Origin of the sequence: Winogradskyella sp. 3972H.M.0a.05 (assembly GCF_040493455.1) — a bacterium.
Classification (GTDB): Bacteria; Bacteroidota; Bacteroidia; order Flavobacteriales; family Flavobacteriaceae; genus Microcosmobacter.
The window spans coordinates 121,949-139,697 of record NZ_JANFDA010000006.1; the positions used below are offsets into that span (position 1 = coordinate 121,949).

17 protein-coding genes are annotated in these 17,749 nt (G+C 31.3%); 8 read left to right on the top strand and 9 right to left on the bottom strand.

Annotated features, from left to right (window positions below):
- Nucleotides 1–23: 23 nt before the first annotated feature.
- From NCE97_RS12815 to NCE97_RS12825, 3 genes are all read left to right on the top strand, one after another.
- On the top strand, nucleotides 24–545 hold the full coding sequence (locus NCE97_RS12815) for a DUF6265 family protein (protein WP_353779673.1): 522 nt from the start codon (nucleotides 24–26) through the stop codon (nucleotides 543–545).
- Between the two features lie 184 nt (nucleotides 546–729).
- Nucleotides 730–1,491 carry a hypothetical protein gene (locus NCE97_RS12820; protein ID WP_353779674.1) on the top strand — a complete coding sequence of 254 codons (762 nt, stop codon included), beginning with the start codon at nucleotides 730–732 and terminating at the stop codon, nucleotides 1,489–1,491.
- A gap of 77 nt (nucleotides 1,492–1,568) precedes the next feature.
- On the top strand, nucleotides 1,569–2,054 hold the full coding sequence (locus tag NCE97_RS12825; RefSeq protein WP_353779675.1) for a lipocalin family protein: 486 nt from the start codon (nucleotides 1,569–1,571) through the stop codon (nucleotides 2,052–2,054).
- Nucleotides 2,055–2,149: 95 nt separating this feature from the next.
- On the opposite strand, the gene NCE97_RS12830 is transcribed toward NCE97_RS12825, so the two are convergent.
- The 3 genes from NCE97_RS12830 to NCE97_RS12840 form a co-directional block, all read right to left on the bottom strand.
- Entirely contained in the window at nucleotides 2,150–3,094 is a 945-nt protein-coding gene (locus tag NCE97_RS12830) for a hypothetical protein (protein ID WP_353779676.1), read from the bottom strand.
- 343 nt (nucleotides 3,095–3,437) lie between these two features.
- Nucleotides 3,438–5,165, bottom strand: a complete 1,728-nt coding sequence (locus NCE97_RS12835) for a hypothetical protein (protein WP_353779677.1) — start codon at nucleotides 5,163–5,165, stop codon at nucleotides 3,438–3,440.
- A 45-nt stretch (nucleotides 5,166–5,210) separates the two neighbouring features.
- Complete coding sequence (locus tag NCE97_RS12840) at nucleotides 5,211–5,696, bottom strand: hypothetical protein (RefSeq protein ID WP_353779678.1); 486 nt, start codon at nucleotides 5,694–5,696, stop codon at nucleotides 5,211–5,213.
- Nucleotides 5,697–5,826: 130 nt separating this feature from the next.
- Between NCE97_RS12840 and NCE97_RS12845 the strand changes: the two genes are divergently transcribed.
- Nucleotides 5,827–6,405 carry a hypothetical protein gene (locus NCE97_RS12845; protein ID WP_353779679.1) on the top strand — a complete coding sequence of 193 codons (579 nt, stop codon included), beginning with the start codon at nucleotides 5,827–5,829 and terminating at the stop codon, nucleotides 6,403–6,405.
- A 125-nt stretch (nucleotides 6,406–6,530) separates the two neighbouring features.
- Here NCE97_RS12845 and NCE97_RS12850 read toward each other — a convergent pair whose 3' ends face one another.
- The 3 genes from NCE97_RS12850 to NCE97_RS12860 all read right to left on the bottom strand — a co-directional run bounded on the left by NCE97_RS12850 (nucleotide 6,531) and on the right by NCE97_RS12860 (nucleotide 8,912).
- Entirely contained in the window at nucleotides 6,531–7,397 is an 867-nt protein-coding gene (locus NCE97_RS12850; RefSeq protein ID WP_353779680.1) for a hypothetical protein, read from the bottom strand.
- A gap of 633 nt (nucleotides 7,398–8,030) precedes the next feature.
- On the bottom strand, nucleotides 8,031–8,378 hold the full coding sequence (locus NCE97_RS12855; protein ID WP_353779681.1) for a hypothetical protein: 348 nt from the start codon (nucleotides 8,376–8,378) through the stop codon (nucleotides 8,031–8,033).
- Between the two features lie 96 nt (nucleotides 8,379–8,474).
- Complete coding sequence (locus tag NCE97_RS12860; protein ID WP_353779682.1) at nucleotides 8,475–8,912, bottom strand: hypothetical protein; 438 nt, start codon at nucleotides 8,910–8,912, stop codon at nucleotides 8,475–8,477.
- Nucleotides 8,913–9,001: 89 nt separating this feature from the next.
- Here NCE97_RS12860 and NCE97_RS15955 point away from each other — a divergent pair, with 89 nt between their 5' ends.
- Nucleotides 9,002–9,223, top strand: coding sequence for a helix-turn-helix domain-containing protein (locus NCE97_RS15955; RefSeq protein ID WP_503066114.1), 222 nt, complete (start codon nucleotides 9,002–9,004; stop codon nucleotides 9,221–9,223).
- 1 nt (nucleotide 9,224) lies between these two features.
- Here the strand turns inward: NCE97_RS15955 and dinB are convergent, their stop codons facing one another.
- Together dinB and NCE97_RS12870 are read right to left on the bottom strand one after the other, a co-directional pair.
- On the bottom strand, nucleotides 9,225–10,442 hold the full coding sequence (gene dinB / locus NCE97_RS12865) for a DNA polymerase IV (RefSeq protein ID WP_353779683.1): 1,218 nt from the start codon (nucleotides 10,440–10,442) through the stop codon (nucleotides 9,225–9,227).
- On the bottom strand, nucleotides 10,439–13,402 hold the full coding sequence (locus tag NCE97_RS12870; protein ID WP_353779684.1) for a DNA polymerase III subunit alpha: 2,964 nt from the start codon (nucleotides 13,400–13,402) through the stop codon (nucleotides 10,439–10,441). Before NCE97_RS12870 ends, dinB begins: the two co-directional genes overlap by 4 nt.
- Nucleotides 13,403–13,470: 68 nt before the next feature.
- On the opposite strand from NCE97_RS12870, the gene NCE97_RS12875 reads away from it, so the two are divergent.
- Nucleotides 13,471–14,235, top strand: coding sequence for an XRE family transcriptional regulator (locus tag NCE97_RS12875; RefSeq protein WP_353779685.1), 765 nt, complete (start codon nucleotides 13,471–13,473; stop codon nucleotides 14,233–14,235).
- On the opposite strand, the gene NCE97_RS12880 is transcribed toward NCE97_RS12875, so the two are convergent.
- Nucleotides 14,232–14,963, bottom strand: a complete 732-nt coding sequence (locus NCE97_RS12880) for an SOS response-associated peptidase (RefSeq protein ID WP_353779686.1) — start codon at nucleotides 14,961–14,963, stop codon at nucleotides 14,232–14,234. The genes NCE97_RS12875 and NCE97_RS12880 overlap by 4 nt on opposite strands.
- Before the next feature lie 296 nt (nucleotides 14,964–15,259).
- Here NCE97_RS12880 and NCE97_RS12885 point away from each other — a divergent pair, with 296 nt between their 5' ends.
- Together NCE97_RS12885 and NCE97_RS12890 are read left to right on the top strand one after the other, a co-directional pair.
- Nucleotides 15,260–17,086 (top strand): sensor histidine kinase, encoded by a 1,827-nt coding sequence (locus tag NCE97_RS12885; protein WP_353779687.1) that lies wholly within the window; start codon nucleotides 15,260–15,262, stop codon nucleotides 17,084–17,086.
- Entirely contained in the window at nucleotides 17,083–17,691 is a 609-nt protein-coding gene (locus tag NCE97_RS12890) for a response regulator (RefSeq protein WP_353779688.1), read from the top strand. The genes NCE97_RS12885 and NCE97_RS12890 overlap by 4 nt, the downstream gene beginning before the upstream one ends.
- Nucleotides 17,692–17,749: the final 58 nt, after the last annotated feature.

Genomic DNA, 17,749 nt, shown 5'->3' on the forward strand with positions numbered 1-17,749 from the left:
TTACTGGAAAAACTAAAACAGTTATGAAAAACTCAATAATCATATTGATTCTGGCACTTACAATCAATAATTTGGTAACCGCTCAAAAGAAGATTTCGGATAATGTTTTACAACTTAATGAAAACTCAACAAGTCCAGCATCAACTTTGAACGATATAAAATGGATTGTCGGACATTGGGAAGGAGAAGCTCTTGACGGCAAATGCGAAGAAACCTGGTTACCTGCCCATAACGGTCGCATGATTGGAACTTTCAGAATGACAGAAACCAAAAAATTCAAATTCTTTGCTTTTTCGACGATTATGGAACAGGGCAACAGTTTAGAGATGAGAGTGAAACATTTTAACTACAATTTTGAGGGCTGGGAAGAAAAAGATCGATACATAGCCTTTCCGTTGGTCAAAGTAGAGAAGAACAAAATATACTTTGATGGTGTAACGATGGAAAAAATAGGCGATGATAGACTAAATGTCTATATGTCTATTAAATATAGAAACGGAACTGTAAGAGAAGAAAAATACAGTTATCAACGCACCAAAATCTAAACTAACTATACTTAATCATCTAAACGAACAGCTCAAAAAATCCTTCCTAATCTTTAATGTATCTAATTGGACATATTCCTTTTAGAGCTGATGACTTACCAAAAATATTCTAAATCAGTTCTTACCATTTCAGTAAGAATTATGTAAATTTGGTACTAGTGGACTGACTCTCCAAAAAAAAGCAATGAAAAATTTATTCATTTTACTTTCATTGTCCGTACTTTTTATTAGTTGTGATTCGGACGATGACGCAACAACCGTAACTCCCCTCAAACTACAGAACAAACAAGTAAGATATCATAATGGCGTCTTTTATGAAATCGATGCAATTTATAACACCGATTTTAAACTAGACTCGTTGATTATCAATAAATTTCAAGCCGGCCCATTTTATAACTTAACTACCGCTCAATACACGGATGGTATTATTACTTCGATCCGTGAGCAATGGGATTACGAAAGTACTTCGGTTACAGATGTTGATATAACATATGATGTTACATTTGATGATGGGCTTGTAATCTTAACATCAGACACCAATATCATTGAGATCAGTCATACTAATGGTTTTATTGATTCCATCGTACAGCAAAATGTTGACTTCCCAGAGTTTGGCGAAATTACAACTCTTACTAGAGACTCAGAGAACAACCTATTGACCTATGAGTTCTCGAATGGAAATGTGATTAATTATTTTTCTGATTTTGATTCTGGTAAACAAGTAAGTCCAGGAGGAACCATTATTGATGTTACTCAAAATCATCTCATAACATTTTTGGATCTAAAAGTTACGGCCAATAATCCAAGAACAAAAGCTCAAAGTATCCTCGGAGCTGAGCCCATTCTCCGTACTTTCAGTTATGAATACGACAGTGATGGCTATGTAACAAAAACAATTGATCCTGGAGGTGTGTTTTATCTAGACATATTTTATATAGAACCATAAAACAAAAAAGTATCCTAATTTTCATAAGGTGAAAAATAGTTGAGCAATTAATCAACAAAAAGTACGTTACACACAGTATGAAAAACTACACTATTCTAATTGCAATACTAATACTCTTTTCTTGTTCTGAAAAAACCACAGAAAAAGACCCATTAATAGGTAGTTGGAAATTGATAAAAAGTGCCAACATATACAAGAAGAAAAAAACTGTAGAGCATCCACCTTCTCCTTGTTTTTCTGAAACTAGATTCATATTTAAAAAAGACGGAACGTTTCATTACAAGTGGATTGAAAAGAATAAAGAAACTGGTGAATGTTACGAAAAACCAAAAGATTTTTGGACAGGATCATGGAAAGTTAAAAAGGGTGGAAACTATGTTATTACTAACATCTTTAAGTACTCTAAAGAAAATATAGTAGTTTCTATAGATTCAACAAACACCTATACCTTTGCCGACAATAATAATAGATTAAAGATTTACAATGATTTTGAAAAATCAGGAACTTCGGTCTTGGATGAGGTAGTAATAGCTGATTATGTTATTTATGAGAAGGTGGATTAATCTATCTTTTTAATTCTCCCCAAAACAAAAAAGCATCCCAATTTTCACTGAGTGAAAAAAGGAAAGCTTTCCATCGGTAAGTTATAATTGATTAGTTATTTAATTACATTTTCGATATTAAGAGTGTATTGCTCTTTAATATTTTCACCTGCATATTGTAATGCTGTCTCTAATTTATCCTGCGAAGGTTCATAATACACCTTAAATGAGCCGTATTTTTCGTTGAGTTTAGTATTGATTACCCTCTCCGTTAATTTGAAATAATGTAAACTATATTTGTTCCACTCTTCTTCAAAATAGATGCTTAATGCTTCTTGATAATCTTGATTGTTAAACTCCTCAAATTCCTTACCATCAAACCAGTTAAAGAACCAATTAGAAGCTCCTAAAACAATCTCAGATTTAAGATAGTGATTAAAAGAATCTTTCTCAATCTTACCATTCAAATTAAGCACAGTAATAAGACTATCTTTTACTTTACTAACGCGTTGCCATGCTTCCTTAATTTCTAAATCTCTCAATTTTCTATCGTGACGAACAGCCTCATAATATGGATTCTCTGTATAATACCTTCTCAGAAAATTATGATTTTCATCTTCATATACCACTGCATCCAAATCATGCGATTCCGACCATGTATTAATAGTATAACTCTCTGAAGGCTCAACAAAGAGCGTAGGATGATAAGCTAAAAAGTTTTTACACAACAGATACTGATATAGGTCTGGATTCATTTTAAACACCTGAAGCGTCCCTGGAATATTTTTAGAGCTACTATCTATTTTAACCAACATAGATTCTTTTAGGTCAATAGTAAACTTGAAATTACCAACACTATCTACAACTGTTGAATCAATTATAAAATCTTGGGTTAAAAAGTTGAAATGATTATTATCCTTTAAATATACCGTTGCTCCAATTAATTCTTTGCTATTACCAGAAATTGTAGTTTTTGAGTTGGTCTTTTCAACAGCTTCTTTTTTGGGGTTATTATTACAGCTTACCAGTACTATAACAAGTATAAGCAGGAGTCTTTTCATGCTCAAATATAAAGAAAATAAAGTGCGGCTTTTTGATCATTTTACATCAACCTCCCTAAAAACAAAAAAGCATCCCAATTTTCACTGAGTGAAAAAAGGAAAGCTTTCCATCGGTAAGTCCCAAATCATTGGGTTTCTTACTACGTTATTCCGGCTTTCGCCGAAATAAACAACACAACTAAATTTTAGTGCTAAAAAAAGCTCCAACTATGTTGAAGCTTTTGGCAATGTTTGCGGTCTGGACGGGACTAAACTATAACTCAAATAATATTTTACAATATAAATTTATTTTAAGAAATCAAAAACACCAATATCTGAATATACGAAATTCATTTTATTGAAATTAAGCGCACTCCTTTTCTTGCTTTAATCCAAACCCAAATTGATTCCATGATTCAATACTCAAATCCTTAATCTTAATTCTAGCCTGATCAAAAGAATAATATTCAAAAGCTTTCTGAAAATTAATTCTCATCAATACATTTTTATTAATAGCTCTTTTAGAATCCAAGAAAATTATTGATCTAAGAAATTCTTGAACAATATCAGAATTAACTAAGAAAAGAGCGATCTCAGCCTGGTCTTTTTCGTCAAAACCTATAAAATAGCACGTATCATCCAACATTAAAGGTCTTGATTTTTTTGGTGTGATTAACGAAAACCTCGTTGATTTATATAATCCAGAAATCCCCACTTTATATTTCTTGAATGAATAATCACCAATTCCAAAAATTGAAAAAGGCGGTTTATTCTTGTATATTGATGATTTACGATTGTTAAAAACATCTAGATGTGAGTTCAAATATTTAAATGTAAGAGGTAGCTCTTCTTTTATAAAATCAGTCTGTTCTCCAACCTTGGTCTGAGTAATAATAGTATATTTACGACAATCATTTATCACCTCTCCTTTTAAGTCTGAACTCTTTAGTAATCCATAAATTAAATCGCTCTCAATGGGAATCTTTTCTCCTAACCTATTAGTTAAAAAATTATCCTTATAGTCTACTTCCATAACTCGTGAACAATCATGTTTCACGCCTGATCTCCATTCAAATTCAGATATTCCATCAATTAAATTTGCTTTATCATAATTTTCAATGGAATTGACAAATTTATCCCTGTACCAACCAAAAGTATCTTTAATTTTTAAATCATATAAATTTCTTTCCAAGCAAGTAAAACTTGGAGTACTATTTAATTTCGTTAGGAACAATGAGGAGTCAACAGAAGCATTGAACTCTTTTTTAGAGTCAATATTAAGTTTCTCCATTTCACCCAATGAATAATTATTAGTTTTTTGATCATAAATGAGGTTTTTTATTACTGAGTTTTTAATCAAAAAAGCCAAGATTCCGACATGAAATTGAAAAGACCTTAGCATATGTAATGTGATAAACTCTCCAATGTCAAAATTACCATTCCCAGTAATGGCACTAATGCCGTTGAGCTTTTTAAAATTTGATTTACTTGGTAAATTATTAGATTTAATACTTCCAAGTTCTGAATTTGTGACCCAGGGCGGATTCCCAATAATTAAGGTTTTTAGTTCTTTCGTCTCATTAGCTAAATCAGAAAAAGAGTATTCAAATACGTTACCATGAATGATATCAATCTCAGGTAAATTCACACAGTCGTTTATAAGAAAATAGGACAGAATTTTAAATTTAGTCTCCCATACATAGGGTTTATAAATTTCTACACCTACTATCCTTGAAAAGGAATTTGATCCTTCTAAAGATGCCAAAATAAAATTTCCCTTCCCACAAGTGGGCTCTAAGAGAAATTCAAAATCACTATGCTTAGAAGCAATATAACTATATACTTTACAAGCAAGATCTTCATTAGTCTGAAAATCCCCAAATTCTCTTCCTCCCTTTTGAAATTCCTGCTTACTACCTTGAAAAAGTATATTTTCTAACTCTAAAACATCTTCTTCTGAGGAAAAAAAGTTGTTTATCCCACTTACGTTTTTTAATAATTCATTCAACCTCTTATAGTCAGGTAAAAGTTCTTTGTTCTTTTTGAAAAAATCAACTACAATATCATTTATAATTATCTCAAAATTATCCATTCGTACCAATCTCTATTTTAATAATTGAATTTAAAATATTTCGCTTCAGAAATCACTGATCATTTTTCTAATCTCATCCATTTTCTTCGCTTCTTTATCCATGAAAACCTCGTATGCTTTTCTCAACCCTTTAAGGAACTCTTTCTTTGATTGATTTTTATCTACCTCCAATGGCTTAGGCATTTGTATTACACCCCAACCTTGAGCTTCAATTGTTAGACAATTCCAACTTAAATGCTCAAATGGCAATAATCCTGAGTCATCAATGTACTTTACCCCATCTTTTGTGCTTTCGTAGTTCACAAAAATAAAGTACAACTTGTGTCCATCTTGCTCAATCCATTTTATTAACCTTTTTGCCGAAATAATATTTGGAGAATAGTTATTCTTCAGGATGTTATTGCTTTTAACATTTACAGGGCTTTTGATATCATCATTTAATAAAAAGTCCCCAATAGCTTTCCTTGTGCCCTTTGCAGTGGCTCCATACTTGTTAGCTGCTTCAATCTCTATTGCTCTATAGTCATCCATTTAATTTGCCTAATTAGTGATAAATAATTCAGCACTAATATACAAATTGTAACATGTGACTACACTCAGAAAAAATTAATAATTTTAAAGTCTTATCAAAGATTAGTTACATTATTAAAATTAGATAATTATGGACCACATAATAGGAGTTATTATTGGCTTTATAACCTTTTTTATTTTCCCAATATCTGAGCATATAGCTAAGAGACTATTTTCTAAAGAACTTGGCAACCCTGAGCTTTGGTTTCTTCCAGAATTTGGATTCAGGCTTGTAATAAGAAACATCCCTAATGAGACCAAACTTTATGATATAAAGTATCAATCAAAAATTATCAAAATTATACCATCTACAGCTTACTCTTCAGTATCAACCATTGACGAAACAATGTTAACTGAAACCGAAGAATTTTTCTTATTCTCGGGTAGCGACCAAGTAATGCTAAGCTTTCAGTTAAATAACATAGAAAACGAAATCGTTTTTGTTCATACTGATAAACTGGGTAAAGAAAAATGTTCATATCCATTGAGTAAAATTGATAATGTTATTTGTGATTATATGGCAAATATTGATAACAAATTTCATTTTGATGTAAAAAAGGGAAGGAGAGTAAACATTTCAAAAAATGATTTAAAAAATTACTATGATTTAATTTCTAAAAACAATAATGAGCAGAGGCTAATGTTGTTAAATATTCAGTCTGTCTGTTAATTTGCGTTTGTACCAAAAAATTTAATTAAGGTCTTACCAAGACCGTAATCCACTTTAATTACTTAAGTGACTACGGATATTAATTGATGGAATTAAAAAAGGGTACCTTTATGATACCCTTATTACTAATATTGGCTCTCAACATTATCATTGTAATCTCTAAGACCGACAAATAAGCTATAGAATTTTGGGTCTTTCACGCCGTTATTTATCCTTTTTGCATTTCTCAGAATTTTAGAAGATATATTATAAGAATAAATTTTAAACGATTTTATTTCTCTAATCATCTCTAGATCTTTATCTGATGGTCTAAACTTTGCAAAAGCAGGTACTATAGATTTTAATAATTCATAAAGACTCAAAACCAATTTTTCATCCTCTTGAGGATCACAAGAATCTTTTAAACTATCTATTAAATCAATCATGCTTTCCTCAACGCCATCATCAATAAAACTTTCTTCTTCATATTCTGCCACATTCATGTGGATAGTAGAATTAGTTTTCTTGTTATTAGTTTTCTTGTTATTAGTTGTTTCGCTTTTTTCACCCACATGAGATGGAAAAATACCATTTTTTGAAGTAGGATTTTCCAAATTCAAGGCACTATGTGCTACTCCAGGTTTTGATCTAATGTTTGCTTTATAATTCTTATATTTCTTAGAATTAACCCTTAGAAACTGATTAATATTTTTAAAATCCAGAGCATAGAAATTAGGTTTCGTAAGCCCCTGTCTCTTAGCAAATAACAGACCAGCATCCTCTAGAATTTTTATATTCTTCATAATTATATCCTTACTAAACATAGTTTCTTCTCTAATATCATCATGACTTATGAAGAAACCCTCTTTTCCATTTTTGTGAGTTAATTTCCCCTTACTCTTCCAATAATTATGTTTGTAAATTAATGTTGCCAATATATCGGCTGCTTTAGTACCCAATGCATATCTTACTATTTTATTAGATGCTATGAATTCATTTTCATCATTATTCATGAATTCCAAAATATTATAAAATTTTGATCCTAAGACTAGAATCTGTCTTTAAGTCCCTTTGTGAAGTTATTTTTTAAGGTTATATGTCCTAAAGAAACTTTATTTTACAAAAATATGTTATTTTTCTTACAAAAAAAAGTTTTTTTGTAGGTTTTTTTTTATTTTTTACAATTTCATTTTCAGTGGTTTTTGTTTTTAGCCTAAAAACCGTCTCAAAAGCTTGGTTATCTAAAAACAGCATAAACGGCTAATCAATCCTAATGGAGAAGTGATAATAATGGTAGTAGCCTCCAGAAATAACATAAACTACCTTTAACTCTTTGGATAGTTTTATTGAGTTTACAATTAGTCTTTGATCCTTTTTCAGTTTACCAACATCATAATTTGCAACTACATAAAATGGGCATTTAATTTCTACAAGTTTATTTCTAAAGTCTATGATGAGCAGAGATTTATTTGAGCAGTGGCTTAACAAATACTTTAAGTATTTACTGTTCATATAGTTATTATAAATTATAAGATTTTATTTTATTTCTTATCGCTAATAAGATACAAGCGCATAATATTATATCCATCTCATTAGGTTTTTAAATTCTTGAAAAAAAGGAGCATTTCTGCTCCTCTTTTTTTGCCTTACATAATAATTTCTGTTTCCTTAACTAAATGCTTTTCAATAGCTTCCAATTGATCATCTTTGTACTCCCACCGATGTGATAGTTGAATCGTTTCCCCTGTTTCCTCTATTGTATAAGCATAGGGATCACATGCCACCTTTGCTACTTCACCTTGGAATTCCATTCCAATAACTGTTTTACATGCTTCTCCATCTAAGGTGCAAGGCACGATCGCTCTACGTGATGTAAAATAAATGCGATTTGTTTTTTGACTTAAGACTGGTTGAACACCTCCTTCTACGATAAGTGCATTAAACTTTTCTCCATTACTTTTCGTGATAGTTTTGAAATTCTTTACTGTAACCATTTTAAATAATTTTTATGTTAAACAAGTTGGGGAGGACTCTCCCAATCTTCTAGAACGGGGTGGCTTATGACTAATTACTTGCCTCTTTAGCAGTGGCTACTTTTTTCTATCGTAATACAGGTGTAAAACTTGATCTATACCAGATTCATGGTAGGTAAAGAAGTCCAGACCTTCAAAGAGCTCAAAGTAGACTTTAGTTTTTGTAGCTAGCCTGTAGGCTCTAACCGTAATCATTTGATAGCTGCTATCTATGGATGTGATTACATAGTCTGCTCTGTTTTCTTTATTGTAATCAATCATCATTACCTGGGGATTAGCACTTTTTTGAACTAGTTTAAAATAATAGCGTTGATTTACCTGGTTAGGATAGCATTTACTTGAATCAAAAAAATTACAGATCTCAAGCTTATTAACATCAAATGCCAATAATTCACCTTCCCATTCAACTCCATTAGTATAATATTCTAAATCATTTTGTGCTATAGACAATTGCCCTGATAATAGTATATGTATTAATAATATGTAAGTTCTCATAATTGCTGATTATCAAAATTAATAATAATAATTTATTTTGCGTCCTTTAGTCCGCATTAATTATATAAGCATCTCCTTCCTTTGCTTTAATGGTTGATGTAAATAAGATAATTTGTAATTATATTGCTAAGGAGTGGGTTTCAACTAGCAAATCCAATAGATCTTTTGCGTTAGACCATAATGTAGATGAAAAAACAGTAAGAAAGATTTTGCAGAAAGACGGTTATAGAATGCCAATTAGAACACTCTATAAGATATGTGAAGCAAGGGAAATTAGTCTCTCTGAGTTCTTTTCTTTAATTAAACATTAGCTTACTGTCTCCTATTTGCTAGAAGTGGTGGTGGTTCACCAGTAAAAGGATTCCATCTACTAATACTTTTAGCACCAATACCTGAAGCTCTTAGAACTGCCCTATCACCATATCTCTCTCTCATTTTATCCATAGCTTGATATAAGCTTATGACCTTATCATTATCTTCAAATAAATTGATTTGATATCCTCCTTCAACTATATGACTAAACTTTACACCTACAAGGCGTACTAATAATCTTCTATTATATAGATTTTTAAAAAGCTCCTTTACTAAAGGAATAATAATATGATCTGCTGAAGTATATGGTATTCTCTTTTGTAATGTGTGAGTTTCTCTATCTGAATATCTTATCTTAAATGCCACACAAGCAGTTAACTTATTTGCTCTTCTTAATTGATAAGCTAAGTTTTCAGCCATTGCAATAATGATGCTCTCTAGTTTTTTTATGTCTGTAGTATCTCTATCAAAAGTTCTTTCCGTAGATATAGATTTACGCTCATTGTACTGTACTACAGGACTATTATCAATACCATTAGCTTTTTTCCAAATTGATGCACCATTCTTACCAAAAACCTTTTCCATCATATAAATTGGCATTTCTTGTACAGTCTTAATGCGTTTTATTCCTAAATCACACAATGATTTGTAGGTTACCTCACCTACCATAGGTATTTTTCTAACAGAGAGTGGAGATAAAAAAGGCTTCTCTGTACCCCTATCAATGTGTATTTGATTATTGGGTTTAGCTTCACCCGTTGCTATTTTTGATACCGTCTTATTTATGGATAATCCAAAGGATATAGGAAGTCCTGTTTCTTTAATTATTCTCTTTCTTATTTCTGTAGCCAGTTTATGACAACCAAAGAACTTATCCATCCCGCTTAAATCAATGTAAAACTCATCTATTGAGGATTTTTCATATGTAGGAACACTCTCTTTTATTATTTCAGTAACTACATCAGAAAATTTAGTATAAGTTGATGAATTTCCCCTTAGAACTATTGCTTCAGGGCAAAGCTGCTTTGCCATTCTCATAGGCATTGCAGAATGTATCCCAAAATCTCTTGCTTCATAACTACATGAAGCTACTACCCCTCTATCTGATGTTCCTCCTATTAAAACTGGCTTCCCTATCAAACTACTATCTAGTAATCTTTCACAAGACACAAAAAATGTATCCAAATCCATATGAACAATAGACCTATCCTTATTCATGATGCCAGTGCTTTATCATTGTACCTAGGGTCAGATATTATTGGTAGTTTTTCCATTTTACTTACCTCAATAGAAATACAATCAAACTCTTCCATTACCTTACCTGTAATCTCATAAATACCTTTGCCTCTAAATGGATATTTCTTAGCAATAGGTGGAAAATGAACTGTATCAATAAAGTCTCCTAAAACGTCTAAAAACGTCCCAAAATGCATCCTCTTGCCGCTGTGAGTACTAGTATTTTTAATTGTTACCATATAACCACAAATACTAACCATTTTTCCTATCATTTTTGGTAGATGTCGTGCTTTAAGCACACTAGTAATAGGTTCAGATAATAGATTGAATGGACTACTTAAAGGGAATCCAAGTAATTCCATTTCATCAAAAGCATCCTCTAAGTTTGTATTAGGTAAATTTGGCGTTTTGTAAGTGATTCTTTCTTGCTTAAATAAAGTAACTACATGCTCTTCAAAACTAATCTTGTTAATCTTCATATGAGCTTCCCACAACAACTCTCTTTTATTTCTTCCTGTAAATCTAAAAGCATTAATCTTAATAAGTATTTTAATTTGCTCTACTGATATAGAAACCCTATCAATAAAATCATCCATACTTTTAAAATTACCATACTTATCTCTTTCCGCTAAAATGTGACTAATTGTATTACTTTCCAATGAGTGCAAAAACATAAACCCTAAGTATATATTCTTCCCCTCTATTATAGTTTGAGATCTACTATTGTTGATGCAAGGAGCCTCAATATTACCTCCATGAAGTCTTGCCTCATGTACATAATATTCTGTTCTGTAGAACCCTCCAAAATTGTTAATTGTGGCTACCATATACTCTAATGGGTAGTATGCTTTAAGAAATAAACTTTGGTAACTTTCTACTGCATAAGATGCAGAGTGCCCCTTAGCAAAAGCGTAGCCTGCAAAACTTTCAATTTGTCTCCATATATCTTTAACTAACACCTCTTCTTTTCCAGCTTTCTCACAGTTCTTAAAGAATTGTGCTTTTACCTTTTGAAACTCTGCCCTAGACCTAAACTTTCCTGACATACCACGCCTTAGCATATCCGCTTCTCCCAATGTTAATCCCCCAAAATAATGAGCGACTTTAATTACATCCTCTTGATATACCATGACACCATAAGTATCTGGCATTATATCCCTAAGTACGGGATGAGCATCTTTTCTTCTCTCAGGATTTCTATACCTAAGAATATACTCTCTCATCATACCAGATTTAGCCACACCTGGCCTTATTACTGAACTAGCTGCTACTAAGCCTAAGTAATTATCTACTCTTAGCTTCTTAAGAAGCATTCTCATAGCTGGAGACTCAACATAAAAACACCCTATTGCTTTAGCATTTCTAAGTAAATCCTTTATTTGTTTATCTTCCTTGAATCGCTTGATATCATGTATATCAATTGGTGGTTTATCAGGTTGATTATATGCTACAACTTCAACAGCTTCTTTTATCTTTCCTAAACCTCTTTGACTTAATATATCAAACTTATACAGCCCTATATCTTCAGCTACAACCATGTCAAATTGTGTCGTTGCGAATCCTTTAGGAGGAATAAAAGTTGATGTATAATAGTGAATAGGTTTTTCTGAAATAATAATACCCCCTGCATGTATTCCCAAATAGTTAGGAAACCCTTGTATTAACTGACTATAACTCACTACTAACCTAGAAAGTTTATCCAAATGATTATAGTTATACTGACCAGAAGACAGTTTGTCTATTTCAAGCTTGGGAAGACCAAACACTTTTCCCAACTCTCTAACTGATGCTTTGTACTGAAAGGTATTATACACCGTCAATAATGCGGTATGCTTAAACCTTTTAAAAATAAAATCAGTAATATCATCTCTGTCCCTCCATGAAAAGTCTATATCAAAATCAGGAGGGTTCTTTCTATATAGATTAATAAACCTTTCAAAATAAAGGTCAAGCTCAATAGGGTCAACATCAGTTATTCTCAATAAATAAGCTATAATACTATTTGCCCCACTTCCTCTACCTACATAAAAATATCCTTTACTACGCGCATACTTTAATATCTTCCAATTAATTAGGAAGTAGGATACAAACCCTTTTTCCTTGATAATGGTCAATTCTTTACTTATTCGTTCTAATATTTGATCTTCTACGTTAGGATAGCGATATGCTAATCCATCATAAGTAAGCTTTTCCAGAAGCTTGAAATCAAGAGATGTATTCCCTGTATAAGATTCTTGATTATTTGGAGTCTCAGAACTGAAATCAAAATCAATTATACAGCTGTTTAGAATCCTATAGGTGTTACTCACTATATAAGGAAACTCTTTATAGTGTGATAGTATATTATTTACATCAGATATCGTATGGTCAGGGCTACCTTGCTCTGATAAACTAAGCTTACTGAGTAGAATATTATTATCTATTGCTCTTAGTAATCTGTGTGCGTTATAACATTTTTTATTTTGAAATGATACCGTCCATAATACCACTAACTTCTTTTTCTCCTCTTTCCACTTAGAAAATTTTAGTTTATTCAATTCATTAGGTCGTATCCCTATAAACTCATCCTCTTTAAGATTTATATTATTACTCTTGCTAAATGGATATATGGTTACTGTACCATAAAGATTTGGTGAAACAGTAGGAACTTCAGATTTACTATGCAATATTTCAGATAAATAAGAATTGATGTTTTGAAAGCCAATATTATTCTTAGCTAAAAGAATAAACTGTTGGTCAGCACCATTTCTAAAATCTACACCTAAAACTGGTTTGATATTGTAACTCTTGGATAGTCTAACAAAGTCTAGACATGCAGAAGTATTATTTATATCAGTTAAAGCCATAGAAATAGCACCGTGACTTCTACCAAGCTTCAATAATTCCTTGGTATCTATAGTACCATATCTAAGACTATAATATGTATGACAATTTAAAAACAAAGGGGTAGCAATTAATATTTCAAATTTAGTGTGTTTTTGTAGTAATTATTGCTTATATTTGTAGTATTGTGAAAAACATCACTAAAAATATCAGGCATTTAAGAAGACTCAAGAACAAGACTCAAGAGCAATTCGCAGACGAACTTGGTGTATCTCGTTCAAGGATAGGGTCTTATGAGGAAGGTAGGTCTGAACCACCAATAAGTTTCTTAGAGGAGCTATCAAATTACTTTAACCTACCTATTGATGTAATAATTAAGAATGACCTTACCAAAGCCACCAACGTATCATTCATGGAAATTGGTAATAAGAGGTTATTGTTTCCTATTGTGGTCGATAGTGACAATCAGAATTTCATCGAAGTTGTGCCAATAAATACCTCAGCAGGTTACTTAGATGGTTATGATGATCCTGAATACATTGAACAACTAGCTAAGATGAAGCTTCCATTCATACCCACAGGTAAGCACAGGGCTTTTCCTATTAAGGGCGATTCAATGCTGCCACTAAAGGATGGTTCTTTTGTTGTCGCTAGTTTTGTTGAAGATATCAACGATATAAAGGATGGTAAATCTTATATCATTATAACGCAAAATGATGGTATGACGTATAAAAGGGTTTATGATCATGGCGAAGCTTTACACCTAAAGCCTGATAACAAAGATTATGAGGATTACTTAATATCTAAAAGTGATATTTTAGAATTATGGGAGTTTACTTGTAGTATCAATACCCAAGAGTATGATGTGACTGAGTTAAAAATTAGTGGCATTGCTCAAATGTTAAATGAGCTAGGTGTAGAACTAAAAGAACTAGCAAAAAAAGTAAGTTAAAATAGTGTTCCCTTATCTACTGGCTCTAAAAACTCTGGTGTGTTAGTATTAATACCTTTTTTGTATAAATCTCTAGTCACTGGGTGAGCCTTAAACTCTTTACTAGTAAAACCATAAGCCATTAACTCATTTAAAGATTGTTGATTCATTCCCTCATCCATCCAATCTTCAAATAAATCTTTTGCAAGCACAAGAGGCATCCTTCTTCTCTTGTTGTGTATTTCAGCAAAAAACTCATTAGCTTCTACCGTTAGAATTGTAGCAGAGAATAACTGATCGTCTAATTCATTATAAAGTCCAGCGAACATAAATAAATCACCTTCAGGATATTCCTTAGATGGTTGATAGCAAAAATGTGGTATAGACACTCCATTTTCGTGGTGAGGTTCAAAAAAACCATCAGCTAATATCAAGCAGCGCTTACTTTCAGCACTTTCTCTGTAGGATGACTTTTCAAAAATACTTTCTGCTCTAGCATTTAGAGTATTACTTTTCTTTCTAAAAGCAACAGGATCATGTATACCCCAGCTAGGAACAAGACCCCAACTAGCAGGATATATAGCTTCTGGCTCATCCATCTTAATGATATAAAGATTGCCATAAGTAAATCCGTTCAAATGATAGTACGGATCATACTCTAGAGGAAATTCAAAATCAGCATCAGAAAGATTGATTAAACTTTGCTGTATTTGTTGCCTCTTTTTTCTTAGGGAAGTTGAGTAGCACACATTCTAAGATAAGAAAAACCTATTTAATCTCATTATTTTATGTTATATTAGATATACTAAACTTAAGCAAAACCGTTCCCTAAAAACAAGCTTAGTCGCTATTCCAATTCATTTATTTAGAACTCTAAAATAACTTCATTTAAACTATAATGATCTAAGGCTTGTACTTATATAAACACAGTCTAATATTGATTTAGATTATTTATCCCATATCTATCATTGATTTGATTAAATATTGGCTCTTGCAATAAAGAGAATAAGTCAATTAGTAAAATATTAGCAATAGATAAATTAAAATGAAACTCAAAACAGTATATCCATTATTTTTCATTTTAATTTTCACTTTAATCTTAAAAAGTCAAAATCAAAACCCTAGTACTGTTCTACTCAAAAATCTAAGAGAAAGAAAAATAAGCCAACTAAGCGACTGTCTAGAATCTTCAATTAATAAAATAAACAAAAAAGAATATTATTTCTATAAATGGGAATTAAGCAAATTAAGAAATGGAATTAATGATTCTTTTGTAGGAAACAAAATAATTTATTCAGGACAAAAAAATCACAGGCAAGAGTTTATGTCTAAAATTTACAGAGGCGAAAAAAAAATACTAGAACACAACTCTAACCTTGCATATAATGAATATAAGAAGGCTCTTAAATTTGCCCTAAAGTTAAAAGACTCTTCTTTAGTATGTACATCTCTGTACAGAATTTTACTTTTAAAATCTCAAAATCACAAACTAGCTTTAAATGTTGAAAAATATATAAAAATGTATCAAAGATACGCCAACAATCAATTAGAAAAATCCTATGCTGAGTACTACAATATATACTTCAATAAAGTTGGAGATAAAAAGAACTTAAAGCGTGGATTGATGCTATGTGAAGAAAGTAATAACTACTACTGTGAATTACTGTTTTATCAGCATATTGGCTTTATTTACAGCTCTGTATTCAAAGAATCTGATAGTGCCGAATATTTTTATAGTAATGCTTTAAATATAATTGATAATAACAAAACAGAATATTTCTTGCAACAACACAGAAAAAAAATACTATTTAATTTAGGTTATATTAAGTTCAGTAAGAAGAATTATAAATCAGCCCTTTCATATTTTAATCAAGCAAATTTAATTAGCACTAATCATAGGAGGTTAGAAGATGATTCTATTATTTCACATTGGAAATATAAGATATATAAAAATTTAAAAATCAAGGATAGCGCATTAGCATATCTAGAAAAGAAAGATTCTATTAACAGAGCGCTAATATTATATAGAGAAAAATTAATTTCAAATGATGAAAACAGCAAATACTACAATCCTAATTCCGAAAGTGTAAAACTTGTTCTAGCAATTTTTTCTCTTAAGATTATCTTCTGCGGTATATTAATAATAAAGAACCTACACAAAAAAAGAGAAAAGATCAAACAGGAAAAGCTTATTAAAGAAATTATGCTTCAAAATCTTATTAAAGAGCAAGAGATTAAAAGTATTAGCGACGTGATTTTAGGACAAGAAAAGGAAAGAAAGTTAATTGCTGATGAACTTCATGATGATCTAGGTGGGTTACTTACAACTCTGAAACTCTTTCTTCAAAACATAAAAGTTCAAAAGAATGAAATGAATAAGCACGATAGTAAATTATTTAACAAAGCAGAAGAATTGGTAAATGAAGCCTACATAAAAGTGCGCAATATTGCACATACAAAAAACTCTGGGGTTATGGTGAAAGAGGAGTTTTTACCTACCTTAAAGAATTTCGCGGACACTGTATCCTCCTATTCTAGTCTAAATATTAATATTGACGACTTTGCCCTTGACAGAAAACTCAACAAATCAATTGAACTCACCTTATTCAGCATTATTCAAGAGCTAATAACCAATGTTATAAAACACTCAGAAGCTACTATGGTAAATATCCATTTTACATCCTTAAGTAATAATTTAAATGTAATCTTTGAAGACAACGGCATAGGATTTAATTACTTAGAGCTAAATAACAAAAAAGCTATGGGTATAAACTCTATCAAATCCAGAATAAAGGGATTGAAAGGGAAAATCAATATTGATTCAACACCAGGAGTTGGCACATCAATAATTCTTAATATTCCTATAGCATGATTAGAGTGATATTAGCTGAAGACCATTTTGCCCTTATTGAAGGAATTAAACTATATTTTGAATTTGATAATGATATCAAAATTATTGGTTACGCAAAAAATGGTAAAGAGCTTATTGAGTTAGCACATAAGACAAAGCCAGACATTATTATAACAGATATCAAAATGCCCATCGTTGATGGCTTAACAGCCACAAGAGAAATCTCAAAATCACTCCCTAATACAAGCGTCATTACTTTCACAATGTATAACCAAGAAAAAGTAGTAAATGAAATGTTTGAAGCTGGTGTTCAAGCTTATGTTCTAAAAAACTCGAGCCTAGAAAAATTGAAAGAGGCGATAATAATTGTTCATAATAACGGAACTTATTATGATCCAAATATAATTCAACCAAATAAACAACCTCGCGATTCTATTTTAACCAAAAGACAATTGGAGATACTTAGATTACTTGTTGAAGGAAAAACCAATCAACAAATTGCAAATCTTCTATATATTCAAAAATCTACTGTTGAAACTCACAGAAAAAACATGGCAAGAAAGCTTAAACTCAGTGGGCAAAATGAACTACTAAGATATGGGCTACAACAGCGGTATAAATACTAATCAGTATTTACCCACACGTGGGTATTTTTTAATCAGTTCTTAGAAAATAATTTTGGTT

Excerpts from the sequence above, each read along its gene's own strand:
- NCE97_RS12885 (WP_353779687.1), top strand. The coding sequence starts at position 15,260 with ATGAAACTCAAAACAGTATATCCATTATTTTTCATTTTAATTTTCACT.
- NCE97_RS12850 (WP_353779680.1), bottom strand. The coding sequence starts at position 7,397 with ATGAATAATGATGAAAATGAATTCATAGCATCTAATAAAATAGTAAGA.
- NCE97_RS12815 (WP_353779673.1), top strand. The coding sequence starts at position 24 with ATGAAAAACTCAATAATCATATTGATTCTGGCACTTACAATCAATAAT.
- NCE97_RS12860 (WP_353779682.1), bottom strand. The coding sequence starts at position 8,912 with ATGAGAACTTACATATTATTAATACATATACTATTATCAGGGCAATTG.
- NCE97_RS12820 (WP_353779674.1), top strand. The coding sequence starts at position 730 with ATGAAAAATTTATTCATTTTACTTTCATTGTCCGTACTTTTTATTAGT.
- NCE97_RS12845 (WP_353779679.1), top strand. The coding sequence starts at position 5,827 with ATGGACCACATAATAGGAGTTATTATTGGCTTTATAACCTTTTTTATT.
- NCE97_RS12855 (WP_353779681.1), bottom strand. The coding sequence starts at position 8,378 with ATGGTTACAGTAAAGAATTTCAAAACTATCACGAAAAGTAATGGAGAA.
- NCE97_RS12830 (WP_353779676.1), bottom strand. The coding sequence starts at position 3,094 with ATGAAAAGACTCCTGCTTATACTTGTTATAGTACTGGTAAGCTGTAAT.
- dinB (WP_353779683.1), bottom strand. The coding sequence starts at position 10,442 with ATGAATAAGGATAGGTCTATTGTTCATATGGATTTGGATACATTTTTT.
- NCE97_RS12840 (WP_353779678.1), bottom strand. The coding sequence starts at position 5,696 with ATGGATGACTATAGAGCAATAGAGATTGAAGCAGCTAACAAGTATGGA.
- NCE97_RS12835 (WP_353779677.1), bottom strand. The coding sequence starts at position 5,165 with ATGGATAATTTTGAGATAATTATAAATGATATTGTAGTTGATTTTTTC.
- NCE97_RS15955 (WP_503066114.1), top strand. The coding sequence starts at position 9,002 with ATGGTTGATGTAAATAAGATAATTTGTAATTATATTGCTAAGGAGTGG.
- NCE97_RS12890 (WP_353779688.1), top strand. The coding sequence starts at position 17,083 with ATGATTAGAGTGATATTAGCTGAAGACCATTTTGCCCTTATTGAAGGA.
- NCE97_RS12825 (WP_353779675.1), top strand. The coding sequence starts at position 1,569 with ATGAAAAACTACACTATTCTAATTGCAATACTAATACTCTTTTCTTGT.